At 73.5% G+C, this 13,526-nt stretch carries 15 protein-coding genes, 1 pseudogene and 1 riboswitch; of the genes and pseudogenes, 10 read left to right on the top strand and 6 right to left on the bottom strand.

Annotation, left to right across the window (positions count from 1 at the left end; genetic code table 11):
- Positions 1–27: 27 nt before the first annotated feature.
- The 7 genes and pseudogenes from J2S44_RS10980 (at position 28) to J2S44_RS11010 (ending at position 4,459) form a co-directional block, all read left to right on the top strand.
- Entirely contained in the window at positions 28–252 is a 225-nt protein-coding gene (locus J2S44_RS10980; protein WP_310411599.1) for a hypothetical protein, read from the top strand.
- Between the two features lie 56 nt (positions 253–308).
- Positions 309–1,304, top strand: a complete 996-nt coding sequence (locus tag J2S44_RS10985; RefSeq protein WP_374727831.1) for a metal ABC transporter substrate-binding protein — start codon at positions 309–311, stop codon at positions 1,302–1,304.
- Positions 1,304–2,077: a metal ABC transporter ATP-binding protein gene (locus tag J2S44_RS10990; RefSeq protein ID WP_310411602.1), complete on the top strand. Its 774-nt coding sequence runs from the start codon at positions 1,304–1,306 to the stop codon at positions 2,075–2,077. Before J2S44_RS10985 ends, J2S44_RS10990 begins: the two co-directional genes overlap by 1 nt.
- Positions 2,074–2,949 carry a metal ABC transporter permease gene (locus J2S44_RS10995; protein ID WP_310411606.1) on the top strand — a complete coding sequence of 292 codons (876 nt, stop codon included), beginning with the start codon at positions 2,074–2,076 and terminating at the stop codon, positions 2,947–2,949. The genes J2S44_RS10990 and J2S44_RS10995 overlap by 4 nt, the downstream gene beginning before the upstream one ends.
- Positions 2,950–2,965: 16 nt before the next feature.
- A pseudogene (locus J2S44_RS11000) lies at positions 2,966–3,259 on the top strand (ArsR/SmtB family transcription factor); the annotation flags it as partial.
- A 119-nt stretch (positions 3,260–3,378) separates the two neighbouring features.
- Positions 3,379–3,789: a Fur family transcriptional regulator gene (locus J2S44_RS11005; RefSeq protein ID WP_310411607.1), complete on the top strand. Its 411-nt coding sequence runs from the start codon at positions 3,379–3,381 to the stop codon at positions 3,787–3,789.
- 94 nt (positions 3,790–3,883) lie between these two features.
- Complete coding sequence (locus J2S44_RS11010; protein ID WP_310411609.1) at positions 3,884–4,459, top strand: hypothetical protein; 576 nt, start codon at positions 3,884–3,886, stop codon at positions 4,457–4,459.
- Here J2S44_RS11010 and J2S44_RS11015 read toward each other — a convergent pair.
- The 6 genes from J2S44_RS11015 to J2S44_RS11040 all read right to left on the bottom strand — a co-directional run bounded on the left by J2S44_RS11015 (position 4,437) and on the right by J2S44_RS11040 (position 10,331).
- Positions 4,437–6,302 carry an acyl-CoA dehydrogenase family protein gene (locus J2S44_RS11015; protein ID WP_310411611.1) on the bottom strand — a complete coding sequence of 622 codons (1,866 nt, stop codon included), beginning with the start codon at positions 6,300–6,302 and terminating at the stop codon, positions 4,437–4,439. The two genes, J2S44_RS11010 and J2S44_RS11015, sit on opposite strands and share 23 nt — an antisense overlap.
- A 190-nt stretch (positions 6,303–6,492) precedes the next feature.
- A complete protein-coding gene (locus J2S44_RS11020) occupies positions 6,493–7,023 on the bottom strand; it encodes a DUF6328 family protein (protein WP_310411614.1) in 531 nt (176 codons plus the stop codon).
- Positions 7,024–7,079: 56 nt separating this feature from the next.
- Positions 7,080–7,865, bottom strand: coding sequence for an AAC(3) family N-acetyltransferase (locus J2S44_RS11025; protein WP_310411618.1), 786 nt, complete (start codon positions 7,863–7,865; stop codon positions 7,080–7,082).
- Entirely contained in the window at positions 7,862–8,704 is an 843-nt protein-coding gene (locus J2S44_RS11030; RefSeq protein WP_310411620.1) for an alpha/beta fold hydrolase, read from the bottom strand. Before J2S44_RS11030 ends, J2S44_RS11025 begins: the two co-directional genes overlap by 4 nt.
- Positions 8,665–9,393, bottom strand: a complete 729-nt coding sequence (locus J2S44_RS11035) for a TIGR03943 family putative permease subunit (RefSeq protein WP_310411623.1) — start codon at positions 9,391–9,393, stop codon at positions 8,665–8,667. Before J2S44_RS11035 ends, J2S44_RS11030 begins: the two co-directional genes overlap by 40 nt.
- Positions 9,390–10,331 carry a permease gene (locus J2S44_RS11040; RefSeq protein WP_310429589.1) on the bottom strand — a complete coding sequence of 314 codons (942 nt, stop codon included), beginning with the start codon at positions 10,329–10,331 and terminating at the stop codon, positions 9,390–9,392. The genes J2S44_RS11035 and J2S44_RS11040 overlap by 4 nt, the downstream gene beginning before the upstream one ends.
- Before the next feature lie 152 nt (positions 10,332–10,483).
- A riboswitch (TPP riboswitch) is annotated at positions 10,484–10,593 on the top strand.
- A 75-nt stretch (positions 10,594–10,668) separates the two neighbouring features.
- On the opposite strand from J2S44_RS11040, the gene J2S44_RS11045 reads away from it, so the two are divergent.
- The 3 genes from J2S44_RS11045 to J2S44_RS11055 are packed head-to-tail and all read left to right on the top strand — an operon-like array spanning position 10,669 to position 13,451.
- A complete protein-coding gene (locus J2S44_RS11045; protein ID WP_310411626.1) occupies positions 10,669–11,256 on the top strand; it encodes an ECF transporter S component in 588 nt (195 codons plus the stop codon).
- Positions 11,257–12,648 carry an ABC transporter ATP-binding protein gene (locus tag J2S44_RS11050; RefSeq protein ID WP_310411628.1) on the top strand — a complete coding sequence of 464 codons (1,392 nt, stop codon included), beginning with the start codon at positions 11,257–11,259 and terminating at the stop codon, positions 12,646–12,648.
- 8 nt (positions 12,649–12,656) lie between these two features.
- Positions 12,657–13,451, top strand: coding sequence for an energy-coupling factor transporter transmembrane component T family protein (locus tag J2S44_RS11055; RefSeq protein WP_310429591.1), 795 nt, complete (start codon positions 12,657–12,659; stop codon positions 13,449–13,451).
- Positions 13,452–13,526 lie beyond the last annotated feature (75 nt).

Here is a 13,526-nt window from a genome sequence, read left to right on the forward strand (position 1 = left end):
ATACGGTACGACGAGAGCGAGATCCCCGTGTCCCGGCTGAACCCGACCGGCGTGTTCCTCGCCACGCTGCTGGTGGTGCTGCTCGGCCTGCTGATCCCCGGCCCGGCCGGCGGCGCGCTCCTGCTGCTGCTCACGGCCGCGGTGACCGCGCTGGCCGCGGCCGCCTGGCGGGTCACTCCCGCGACGCTGCGACCGGTGCGGATCGTGATGATCGCGCTGTTGCTCGCGGCCGCGCTCTGGAAGCTGACCTGATCCCATGCATCCATGCGTCTTTGACAATGATTTCCACACTCCGGACAGTGGAAATCATGTCAAGCAGCAACACCCCCGGCTTCCGGACATCTAAGATATTTCGCCCGCGTCTGGCCGCCGTCGCCGCCACCGCGCTGCTCGGTGCCATGGCGCTGACCGCGTGCGGCGACGACGGCGGCGCGGCCGCGGCCCCCGGTGACAAGCTCGGCGTGGTCGCCGCGTTCTACCCGCTGCAGTTCGTTGCGGAGCGGGTCGGCGGCGACGCGGTCTCCGTCACCAACCTGGTCAAGCCCGGCGCCGAGCCGCACGACCTGGAGCTGAACCCGCAGCAGGTCGGCCAGCTCACGGACGCGCAGCTGGTGGTCTACCTGAAGGGCTTCCAGCCGGCCGTGGACGAGGCGATCACGCAGAACAACGCGGACCGCGCGTTCGACGCCGGCTCCGCCGTGCCGCTGCTCCAGGCGACCGAGGGCGGGCACGCGCACGAGGGCGAGGAGGAGCACGCGGAAGAGGAGGAGCACGCCGAGGAGGGCGGCACCGACCCGCACGTCTGGCTCGACCCGACCCGGCTGGCCACGGTCGCCGACGCGGTCGCGGTCAAGCTCGCCGAGGCCGACCCGGACCACGCCGCGGACTACACCGCCCGCGCCGCCGCGCTGCGCACCGAGCTCACCGCGCTCGACACGGAGTTCAGCACCGGCCTGCAGACCTGCGCGCGCCGCGAGATCGTGACCAGCCACACCGCGTTCGCCTACCTGGCCGACCGCTACAAGCTGGAGCAGATCGGCATCTCCGGCATCTCCACCGAGGACGAGCCGTCGCCGCAGCGCCTCGCCGAGGTGGCCGCGGAGGCGAAGGAGCACGGCGCCACCACGATCTTCTTCGAGACGCTGGTCAGCCCGAAGCTCGCGGAGACGATCGCGCAGGAGGTCGGCGCGAAGGCCGAGGTGCTGGACCCGCTGGAGGGCCTGGCCGACGGCGCGAGCGGTGACTACTTCACCGTCATGAGGACGAATCTGGCGTCGCTGAAGACGGCACTAAGCTGCTCCTGATGGACATCGTCTCGGTTACGCACGGGGTGGTCGGCTACGACGGCCGCCCCGTGCTCCGTGACGTCTCGCTGACGGTCTCCGCCGGTGAGGTCGTCGCGGTGCTCGGCGCGAACGGCTCCGGCAAGTCAACATTGATCCGCACGATCCTCGGCCTGGTCCCGCTCTCCGGCGGCACCGTCTCGCTGTTCGGGACGCCGCAGCGGCGCTTCCGGCAGTGGCACCGGGTGGGTTACGTGCCGCAGCGCCTCGACGCCGGCGGCGGCGTGCCCGCGACCGTGGGTGAGGTGGTGGCGTCCGGGCGGCTGGCCCGCCGCGGCATCCTCCGCCCGCCGGGTGCGGCCGACCGGGCGGCGGTCGCGGCCGCGCTCGAGTCCGTCGGGCTCACCGGCCGCGCCAAGGACCCGGTCGCCACGCTCTCCGGCGGCCAGCAGCAGCGCACGCTGATCGCCCGCGCGCTGGCCGGCGAGCCGGAGCTGCTGGTGCTGGACGAGCCGACCGCGGGCGTGGACTCGGCCAGTCAGGTCGCGTTCGCGGACGCGCTCGGCGGGTTCCTGCGCACCGGTGGCACAGTGCTGCTGGTCGCGCACGAGCTGGGCCCGCTGCAGCCGCTGATCCGGCGCGCGGTGGTGGTGCACGACGGCCGCATCGCGTACGACGGGCCGGACGTCCCGGCGCCGGCCGGGCACCACGCGGAGGCCGGGCACGACCACCAGCACCAGCACTGCGCCGAGGACCCGAGCCTGGCGATCGTCCGAGGAGCGGTGGACCGGTGAGCCTGTTCCAGTACGACTTCATGATCCGCGCGCTGATCGGTGCGCTGGTGATCGGCCTCACCGCGCCCGCGCTCGGCATCTACCTGGTGCAGCGTCGGCTCTCCCTGATCGGCGACGGCATCGGGCACGTGGCGCTGACCGGCGTCGGCGTCGGCCTGCTCACCGGCCAGTCCCCGGTGCTCACCGCCGTGCTCGTGGCCGCGATCGGCGCGATCGGCGTGGAGCTGGTCCGCGAGCGCGGCCGTACCTCCGGCGATCTGGCCCTGGCCGTGCTCTTCTACGGCGGCATCGCGGGCGGCGTCGTGCTGGTCGGCCTCTCCCCCACCGGCACCGGCAACAGCCTCACCGCCTACCTGTTCGGCAGCCTCACCACCACCTCGACCGGCGACCTGACCGTGATCGTGGTGCTCGGCCTGGCCGTGCTGGTCACCATGGTCGCGCTGCGCCCCGCGCTGTTCGCGGTCTGCCACGACGAGGAGTTCGCGCGGGTCTCCGGCCTGCCGGTCCGGGCGCTCAACCTGCTGCTCGCCGCGACCACCGCGGTCACGGTCACGATCGCGATGCGCGCGGTCGGCCTGCTGCTGGTCAGCGCGCTGATGGTGGTTCCGGTCGCGGCCGCGCAGCAGGTCACCCGCGGCTTCCGGGCCACGATGGCGCTGGCGATGCTGATCGGCGTGGTCTCGGCGGGCGCCGGGGTCACCCTCGCGGGGGAGGCGAACACCGCGCTCGGTGCCACGATCGTGCTGCTCACCATCTCGGTCTTCCTCGGCCTGGCGATCGGCGCCGGCGTGTGGCGCCTGGTCCGCCGCCGGATGATCCCGGCCGCCCCGGTCAGCGCCGCCGAACCTCCGGACGTGGTCCTCAACCATTGAGTTGTACGGTTGCTGGGTGACCAGCGCGACAGGGTACGGCGCCTACGAGGCAGCAAGCGAACTTCTCCGTGCCCTCTCCGCGCCGATCCGCGTCGCGATCGTCACCGAGCTGGCCAAGGGCGAGCAGTGCGTGCATGACCTGGTGGAGAAGCTGGGCGCACCACAGCCGCTGGTCTCCCAGCATCTGCGCGTGCTGCGCGGTGCCGGGGTCGTGCGCGGTTCCCGGCGGGGCCGGGAGATCGCCTACGTGCTCGTCGACGAGCACATCGCGCACATCGTGGCGGACGCGGTCAGCCACGCCGGCGAGTCCGGCGCCACCGTGGTCACGACCCCACTGCCGCCCCGGCCGGCCACCCCTGGCCGGCCCGGCGGCAGCACCCCCGCTTCCGTGTCCGACCACGCCGCGCCCACGCCCGCCGGAGACTCTCGATGATCGCTGAAAACGCGGCCCAGGCCGCCGTCCGCAACACCCGCCAGCGCACCGCCGTCAGTTCGCTGCTCGCCGAGGTCGAGGGCTTCCACAGCGCCCAGGACCTGCACGCGATGCTCCGCGACCGCGGTGAGCGGGTCGGCCTGACCACGGTCTACCGCACGCTCCAGGGCCTCGCCGACAGCGGCGAGATCGACGTCATGCGCCCACCCGGCGGCGAGCACCTCTACCGCCGGTGCAGCTCCGGCCACCACCATCACCTGGTCTGCCGCTCGTGCGGCAGCACCGTCGAGGTCGAGGGCCCGGCCGTCGAGTCCTGGGCCGACCGCGTCGCCGCCCAGCACGGCTTCGTCGACGTCAGCCACACCCTGGAGATCTTCGGCACCTGCAAGGCCTGCGCCGAGGCGTGACCCGGGCTCCGGCGCCGCCCGGCCGGGTGAGACCGGGCGTGCGTGGCGGGGTGCCGTGCGGGACCCTGGGCGCGTGAAGATTTATGCCGATCGCATGCCCGTGTTCGTTCGCCAGGTCGTCACGGATCTGCTGGTGGTGGTCTGGATCTACGCGTGGGTCAGACTCGCCCTCTGGCTGCGCGACCTGATCGAGAAACTCGCGGTGCCCGGCCGGGAGCTGGAGGGTGCCGGCCAGGGCATCGCCGACAACCTCACCGACGTCGGCACCAAGGTCGGCCGGGTGCCGATCGCCGGCGACGAGCTGACCGCGCCGTTCACCCGGGCGGCCGAGGCCGCGCAGGGGCTGGCGAACGCGGGCCGCGACCAGCAGGAACTGGTCGCGGACCTGGCCTGGGCGCTGCCGCTGGCGCTCGTCGCCGTACCGCTGGGGCTGGTGCTCCTCGCCTGGCTGCCGCTGCGGGTCAGGTGGATGCGCCGGGCCGGGTCGGCCGCGGCCGCGCGCGGATCGGTCGCGGGCCGGGACCTGCTGGCGCTGCGCGCGCTGACCGGCCAGCCGGTGCGCCGGCTGGCGAAGCTGGGCCCGGACGTGGCCGGTGCCTGGCGGCGCGGCGACGAGTCGACCATGGACGCGCTGGCGCGGCTCGAGCTCAGGTCGCTGGGTCTGAAGTAGGCAGCCGCCGGCGGACGTCCGGCACCGTGGCCGGTCCCGGTTCCCACGGCGCGACCCACTCCCCCGAGCCGGCCGGCGGGACGATGCCGCGCTCCAGGAACGCGTAGCGCCCGGCCAGCAGGCGCCGGGCGGCCGCGTTGTCCACCGAGTCGGTGTTGTCCCGCAGCGCGTCGAAGAGCGCGTCCGCGCGCAGCCGGGCCTGCCGGCTGAACAGGTCGGCCAGCTCTATCACCTCGGGGTGGGCGGCGGACTCGGCGCGGGCCCGCACGCACGCGGCGGAGATCGCGAACAGTTCCGCGCCGATGTCCACGATCCGGGCCAGGAACGCCTCCTTGCGCTCCAGCCGGCCCTGCCAGCGGCCCATCGCCCAGAACGTGGACCGGGCCAGCTTCCGCGAGCAGCGCTCGACGTAGCGCAGGTGCGTGGCCAGGTGACCGAAGTCCGCGTACGCCCCCGGCGACTGGCCCTTGCCGACGGCCAGCGTGGGCAGCCACTTCGCGTAGAACGCGCCGGCACGGGCACCGGCACGGGCCTTGCCGGTCAGGTTCACGTCCGGGTCGATGATGTCGCCGGCGACCTGCAGGTGCGCGTCGACCGCCTCGCGCGCGATCAGCAGGTGCATGATCTCGGTCGAGCCCTCGAAGATCCGGTTGATCCGCAGGTCACGCAGCTGCTGCTCGGCGGCGAGCGGGCGTTCGCCGCGGGCGGCCAGCGACGCCGCGGTCTCGTAGCCTCGGCCGCCGCGCAGCTGCACCAGTTCGTCCGCGATCTGCCAGCCCGTCTCGCTGGCGTAGAGCTTGGCCAGCGCGGCCTCGATCCGGATGTCGCCGCGCTCCTCGTCCGCGAGCAGGCAGGACAGCTCCAGCATGGACTCCATGCCGTAGGTGGACGCGGCGATGAACGACAGCTTCTTCGCGATCGCCTCGTGCCGGCCGACCGGCTGTCCCCACTGGACCCGCGCGGCGGACCACTCGCGCGCGGCGGCCAGCGACCACTTGCCGGCGGCCACGCAGAGCGCGGGCAGCGAGAGGCGGCCGGTGTTGAGTGTGGTCAGCGCGATCTTCAGGCCCTTGCCGACGCCGCCGACCACGTTGCGGTCCGGGACGAAGACGTCGTGGAACCGGGTGACGCTGTTCTCCAGGCCGCGCAGGCCGAGGAACTCGTTGCGGCGCTCGACCGTGATGCCCTCGCTGTCGCCCTCGACGACGAACGCGGTGATCCCGGCGTCCGGCACCCGGGCCATCACCACCAGCAGCGACGCGATCGTGCCGTTGGTGGCCCAGAGCTTGACGCCGTCGAGCCGGTAGCCGCCCTCGACCGGGGTGGCGGTGGTGCGCAGCCGGGCCGGGTCGGAGCCGGAGTCCGGCTCGGTGAGCAGGAACGCGGACACCTCACCGGCGGCGAGCCGGGGCAGGAACGCGCGCCGCTGCGCGTCCGTGCCGAAGAGCTTCAACGGCTGCGGTACACCGATCGACTGGTGCGCGGACAGCAGCGCGGCGAGCGCCGGGCTGACGGAGCCGACCAGCGTGAGCGCGCGGCAGTAGTGCAGGTGGGAGAGGCCCTGCCCGCCGTACCGTGGATCGATCGTCATGCCGAACGCGCCGAGCGCCGCGAGGCCGGTGAGCACCTCGTCCGGGATGCGGGCCTCGCGCTCGATGCGCTCGGCGTCCACCTCGGAGCGCAGGAACGCCTCCAGGCGCCCGAGGAACTCCGCGGCGTCACCGGCCCGCGCCGGATCGTCGTCCGGATAGGGGTCGATCAGGTCGAGCCGGAACCGGCCGAGGAACAGCTCCTTGGCGAAACTCGGCCGGTCCCAGTCCTGCGCGCGGGCCTCCTCCGCCACCCGGCGGGCCTCCCGCTCGGTGACGTGGGAACGCCGCGTGGCATCGGAAGCCCGCGTGGCGTCTGCGTCGGAAGCGCGCGTGGCATCGGAAGCCCGCGTGGCATCGGAACGGTCTGTGGTCGTCACGGCACAACCCCTGACACGGTACGGACACGCGCCGTACCCTCCTGCCCCCGCACGCTACCCGCTGTCAGCGGGGGCTGGGCAGCACCGCCTCGTTGCTCTCCTCCGCATAGGCGACGTCGTCGTCCTCGTCGTCGTCATCCGCCCAGTTGCGGCGCGCGAAGGGCAGCAGCGCCCAGAACGTGGCGAACCACAGTCCGGTGACGGCGGTGAGCACGATCGCCCAGGTCAGGTTGAGCAGGAAGTCGGTGATCACGAAAACGGAGCTGACCATCGAGATCAGCATGAACGCGAGACCGCCGGTGGCCATCTTGTGCGCGTACCGCACCAGTTCCGGCTTGCGGCCCTGGCGGAACAGCGCGCGGTGGAACGCGACCGGCGAAATGATCATCGCGGTGGCGAACGCGGCGGAGACCAGCGCGATCAGGTAGACATCCTTCTGCAACTGCGTGGTCTGGCCGAAGCCGGCCGCGAACGGCAGCGTGAGCAGGAACGCGAAGAGAATCTGGACGCCGGTCTGCGCCACTCGCAACTCCTGGAGCAAGTCCTGGAAGTTGCGGTCCCAGCGTTGTTTCTCGGTCTCCTTGGTGTGCGCCATCGCCTGCCCTCCATATGTGTTTCAGCGGGCCCTGTGATGCCCTCCCCGTGTGAAGATCAAACCCGGTGCAGCGGCAGCCAGCGGGCCGCGAAGCCGACCGCGGCCGGCATCGCCACGCGCGTGCCGGTGCCGGTTCCCACGCTTCCGGTGTGGACCGGTACGAACTCGGGCAGATCCGCGCCGATCAGTTCGAAGTCGGACGCGTCGAACGCCACGTCCTCCCAGGTCACCCACGCGCGACCGCCGTCCGGCCCGCGCACCGCGCCGCCCTCGGTGTGCCGGGGCGCCCGGCCCCAGCGGTACTCGGCCAGGTGGAACGACGTGCACGTGTCCCAGCCCGTGCCGAGCATCACGATGTCCGCGTCGAGCCGGTGCAGCCGGCCGAGCGGGGACGTCTCGCCCAGCCCGTCGCCGAGCGAGTGCCCCTCGGTGATCTCCGCCGCGTGCGGCCCGAGCGCGGCGAACGACACCTGCGGGTGGTCGCTGCGCCGCGCGCCCGGCCAGGTGCGGACCTGCTCGGCGACCGCGCCCATGGCCCGGCCGGGTGTGCGGGCCGGGTCGAACGCGGGCGTCTCCGCGCGGATCACGTCCCACCACTCGACCGGCACCGGCGGGTCGACCCAGCGGGCCGGGTCGGAGTTGACCGGGGTGTGCGTGGGCACCACCAGCGTGCCGTCCGGGCCGAGCACGTCGCGCAGCGCCAGCACCACCGCCTCCGCGCCGCCGCACACCCAGCCGATCGCGCGCAACGAGCTGTGCACCAGCACGACGCCGCCGGGCCGGACGCCCAGCGCGGCCAGATCCGCGGCCAGCGAGGAGCGGGTCGGCGGGAGGAGACTCACCCGGTGACGATACCGGCCCGGGAGAGGATCTCGTCGGCCAACCGGTCCGGAACGCGCTCCGGCACCCAGTGGTCGACACCGGCCAGCTCCACGAACCGGTAGTCGGCGGTCACGTACCGCGCGGTGCGCTCCGCCCCGGCGCGGCCGAGCGCGGGATCGCCGTCGCTCCAGACCAGCGTGGTCGGCACCTCGATCGGGCCGGTCCGCGCCGAGGACGGTGCGCGGTACCAGTTCAGCGCCGCGGTCAGCGCGCCGCGCTCCCGCATCCGGGACACGTAGCGGTCGGCACGCGCACCGATCAGCATCTTCCGCAGCGCCCGGCCACGGAACGCGAGCAGCACCGCCTCGGCCAGGAACCGGCGCCGGAACAGCAGAATGTACGACGACCGGCGGCGCTGGTCACGGTCGTTGCGCAACGCCCAGCCCATCGCGCGCGGGTGCGGCACGGAGACCGCGGTCAGCGACCGCACCCGGTCCGGATGCGCCCCGGCCAGCGCCCAGGCGACGAACGCGCCCCAGTCGTGCCCGCAGACGTGCGCGGAGGCCAGGCCCAGCGCGTCCAGCACCGCGACCGCGTCCGCAACCAGCTCCTCGACCGTGTAGGCGGCCGCGCCGGACGGTCGCGCGCCCGGCGAGTAGCCGCGCTGGTCCAATGCGTACGTCCGCATCCCGGCCGCGTGCAGGTGCGGTGTCACCAGCTCCCACTCCGCGCTGTGCTGCGGGAAGCCGTGCAGCAGCAGGATCGGCTCGCCGTCCGCCGGACCGCCGGCGAGGACGTCGAACGTGAGGCCGCGGGCGGCTACTCGTACTGCTGCTTGGGTGCCGGGATCTCCTGCCACGTCTCGACCTCCAGGTAGGGCACCGTGGCCTCGTTGACCGGATCCTTCGCGGTCTTCGCGGTGTAGGAACCGGTGACCTCGATCCATGTGTCCGAGGGTACGGCGGTCGGCACGTTTCCGCTCAGCCCGACCTTGATCGGCCGGCCGTCCGCGGCGCAGCAGCTGAGGATCATACGGGCCAGCATGGGCTGCCCGTCCGGGCCCTGCGTGACGAAGCCGGTGAGCAGCAGCCGCCGGTCGGTCAGCGACTTGCCCTCGTCGAAGACGGCCCGGGACGCGTAGTCCAGCATGGTGACCTCGACCGGGTCGCCCTCGGGCAGCGCCGGATAGTCGGACTCGGCCTGCTGCCCGGCGAGCGCGCTGCCGGACTGCCCGGCCGCGTAGGCGCCGAGCGCGGGCGGCGCGACCAGCAGCAGCCCGAGCACCGGCAGGATCAGCAGCCAGCCGACGCGCGGCTCGTGGTGCTTGTGCCCGTGGCCGTCGTCCGGTTCGTGGTCGTGCTCGCCCGCCGGGTTGCGCAGGTCGTACCAGAGCGTCATCACGCCGGCCGCGATCAGCAGCAGCGCCGAGGCGATCAGGAACGGCTGGAGGATCTCCTTGACGTAGCGGAGATAGAGATCGCCGATCGACGCCTTGAGGATCGCGCCACCGAACAGCAGCATGATCACCGCTTGTGCCTGACGGTTCACAGCAGCACCATCCCCACACCGGTCGCCACCAGCACCGCCGTCACGAACGTGGCCGGCGCGAACCGGGTGGCGAAGCGGCGCCCGAAGACGCCGATCTGCATCGAGATCAGTTTCAGGTCGACCATCGGGCCGACCACCAGGAACACCAGCCGCGACGTGAGCGAGAACTGGGAGAGCGAGGCGGCCACGAACGCGTCCGCCTCGGAGCAGATGGAGAGCAGCACGGCGAGCACGGCCAGCGCGAGCACGGCCAGCACCGGCTGCTCCGCGAGGCTCTGCAGCCAGGCCTCCGGCACCACCACGTTGATCGTGGCGGCGGCCGCGGCGCCGATCACCAGGAAGCCGCCCGCGTGCACGATGTCGTGCCGGGTGGCGGCCCAGAACGCCTGCATCTTCGAGACGCCGTCGAGGTCGGGCCGGTGCGGCAGCTTGATCCAGTCGGCCTTGCCGAGGCGCAGCCAGAGCCAGCCCATCAGCATCGCCACGATCAGGCTGGCGAGCGCGCGGCCCACCACCATCTCCGGATTGTTCGGGAACGCGACCGCGGTGGCGATCAGCACGATCGGGTTGATCGCGGGCGCGGCCAGCAGGAACGCGAGCGCGGCGGCCGGCGTGACACCGCGGCGGATCAGCGACCCGGCGATCGGCACGGACCCGCACTCGCAGCCGGGCAGCACCACACCGGCCGCGCTGGCGACCGGGACCGCCAGCGCCGGGTGCTTCGGCAGCGCGCGCGCCCAGAACGAGCGCGGCACGAAGACCGCGATCACGGCGGAGAGCAGCACGCCGAAGACCAGGAACGGCACCGCCTGCACCATCACGGAGACGAACACCGTGGTCCAGGTCTGCAGGACCGGCGCGGAGATCAGGCCGCCCAGCGGGTTGCGGAAGATCACCAGGAGCACCAGCAGCACGGCCAGCACCTCGACCGACCCGATCCGGCCGCCGAACGGTTTGCGCCGCGGCGGTTTCTGATCGGGCGGTGGCGGTGCCGACCAGTCGATCCCGTCGCCCGAGAAGGTCTGCGTCACGTCGACAACCCTAGCGGGAACCGGCCGGTCACCCTGAGGTAGCGTCAGCGAGACAACTTCATATCCGACAGGGGAGCGCACAGCGCTGAGAGTGCGGCGGGCGACGCCGCAGACCCTCAACCACCTGATCTGGGTAATGCCAGCGCAGGGAGTTCGGTCTTCCACTCCATCGCCGCGCCACGGGTCCGTCCGCCGGACCCGTGGCGCGCGTCTTCCCCCCATCGTGTTCAGGGGGCAATTCATCATGAGCAACACCTCACACAGGTGGCGCACCGTCGACATCGTCGTCGCCTCGGTGATCGCCGCCGCGTTCGGCGTGGTCTTCTGGGCCTGGGGCCTGGTGTGGGGCGGCACCGAGGCCGCCTTCGCGTTCTTCCCGCCCGCGCAGGCGGTGCTCTACGGCGTCTGGCTGGTCCCGGGCGTGCTGGCCGGGCTGATCATCCGCAAGCCCGGCGCCGCACTCTACGCGGAGACGCTCGCCGCGATCATCTCCGCGCTGCTCGGCAACACCTGGGGCACCACGGTCATCCCGCAGGGCCTGGTCCAGGGCCTCGGCGCGGAGCTGGCGTTCCTCGCGGTCGGCTACCGCTCGTTCCGGCTGCCGGTCGCGGTGCTGTCCGGGCTGCTGGCCGGGCTCGCGGCCGCGCTCTGGGACACGTTCGCCTACTACGCGGCGACCGAGCTGGTCGGGTTTCGGATCCCGATGATCGTGATCACCGTGCTGAGCGCGGGCGTGATCGCCGGGGCCGGTTCCTGGGTCCTGGCCCGGGCGCTGGCCGCGACCGGGGTCCTCGACCGGTTCCCCGCCGGGCGGGACCGGAGCCGGGTCTAGATGCGCGCCGACGTCCGGGGTTTCGGGTGGCGGTTCGCCGGCCGGCGGGACTGGGCCGTGCGCGGCCTGGACCTGACCGTCGAGGCCGGCGAACGCGTACTGCTGCTCGGTGCCTCGGGCGCCGGCAAGTCCACGCTGCTGGCCGCGCTGGCCGGGCTGCTGCCGGAGGACTCCGGCGAGTCCGAGGGCGTGGTCGAGGCGCAGCGTGCCGCGCTGCTCTTCCAGGACCCGCAGACCCAGCTGGTGATGAGCCGCAGCGGCGACGACGTGGCGTTCGGCCTGGAGAACCTGGGCGTCCCCGGCCCGGAGATCTGGCCCCGGGTGGACCGCGCGCTCGACCTGGCCGGTTTCCCGTACGGCCGCGACCGGCCGACCGCCGCGCTCTCCGGCGGTGAGGCGCAGCGGCTCGCGCTGGCCGGCGTGCTGGCCATCCGGCCCGCGCTGTTGCTGCTCGACGAGCCGACCGCGAACCTGGACCCGGCCGGCGCCGCGCTGATCCGTGACGCGCTGGCCCGCGCGCTCGACCCGGACGCCGCGCTGATCGTGGTCGAGCACCGGGTCGCCGAGGTGCTGCCGTTGATCAACCGCGTGGTGGTGCTGGCCGCGGGCGGCGGCGTGCTCGCGGACGGGCCGCCGGACCGCGTCTTCGCGGAGCACGGCGCCACGCTGGCCGAGGCCGGCATCTGGGTGCCCGGCCACCCGATCGCGCCCCGGCGGGCCGGGCACCCGGCCGGTGACGAGGTGCTCCGCGCGGACCGGGTCTCGGTGCACGGCCGCCTGGACCTGGCCGAGCTGGGCATCCGGCGCGCGCACGTGCACGCGATCCTGGGCCCCAACGGCGCCGGCAAGTCCACCCTGGCCCGGTTGCTCGGTGGTCTGCTCGCCCCGGACAGCGGCGCGGTCCGGGCCACGCCCGCGCTGGCCGGGCCGGACGCGTCCCGCCCGCCGCACCGGTGGCGGGCCGCCGCGCTGGCCGGCCGGATCGGCTCGGTCTTCCAGAACCCGGAGCACCAGTTCGTCACCGGTACGGTCCGGGAGGAGCTCGCGCTCGGCCCGCGCCGCCAACGCCGCTCCCCCGCGGACGTGACCGCGGTGGTGGACGGTCTGCTGGAGCGGCTGCGGCTGACCCGGCTGGCCGGCGCGAACCCGTTCACGCTCTCCGGCGGCGAGGCGCGGCGGCTGAGCGTGGCGACCGCGCTGGCCGCCGGCCCGGCCGTGCTGGTCCTGGACGAGCCGACGTTCGGCCAGGACCGCCGCACCTGGATCGAACTGATCGACCTGCTCGCCGCGCTGCGCGACTCCGACGGCGCCGCGATCGTCGCGGTCACCCACGACCCGGACGTGGTCGCCGTGCTCGCGGACGAGGTCACCACGCTGGGGGCCGGCCGGTGACCGGGACCGTGGAGCGCGGCGTCGAGCGCCGCGCGACGCCGGTCCTGGCCCGGCGCAACCCGGCCGCGAAGCTCGCCGCCGCACTGCTCTTCTCGCTGCCGCTGATCGCGACGCTGGACCCGGTCGCCCCGGCCGTGGCGGTCGCGGTGGAGCTCGCCGTGCTGCCGCTGTTCGGCGTCCGCCCGCTGGCGCTGCTGCGCCGGGCCGCGCCGCTGCTGCTCAGCATCGCCGGGACGCTGGTCACGCTGCTGCTGTTCGCGGCGGACCGGTCCGGCACCGTGCTGCTGGACGCCGGGCCGGTGCTGCTCACCACCGGCGTGCTGTGGACCGCGCTCGGCATGGCGCTGCGCGTGGTGGCGATCGCGCTGCCCGGCCTGATCGTGCTGTCCACCACGGACCCGACGGACCTGGCCGACGCGCTGATCCAGAACGCCCGGATCTCGCCCCGGTTCGCGATCGGCGCGCTCGCCGCGTTCCGGATGGTGCCGCTGCTGACGGACGAGTGGCGGACGCTGGCCGCGGCCCGCCGGGCGCGGGGCGTGGACGCGGGCCGCAACCCGGCCGCCGCGGTCCGGATCTTCGTGTCGGCCGCGTTCGCGCTGCTGGTCGGCGCGATCCGGCGGGGCGTGCGGCTGGCCACCGCGATGGACGCGCGGGGCTTCGACGCGCGGACGCCCCGGACCGTCGCCCGCCGCCAGTCCTTCCGGTACCCGGACGCGCTCCTGATGGTCGCCGCGGCCGGGCTCAGCGCCGCCGCGCTGGCGATCAGCGTGCTGACCGGCGTGTTCCGGCCCATCATCTGACGATCAGATGCGCATGTTCGCATAGGTGCCGACGAAACGTCACCTGCCGTTCGCCATGGACGACGAACGTGACCG

It is taken from the genome of Catenuloplanes niger (assembly GCF_031458255.1).
Lineage (GTDB): Bacteria > Actinomycetota > Actinomycetes > Mycobacteriales > Micromonosporaceae > Catenuloplanes > Catenuloplanes niger.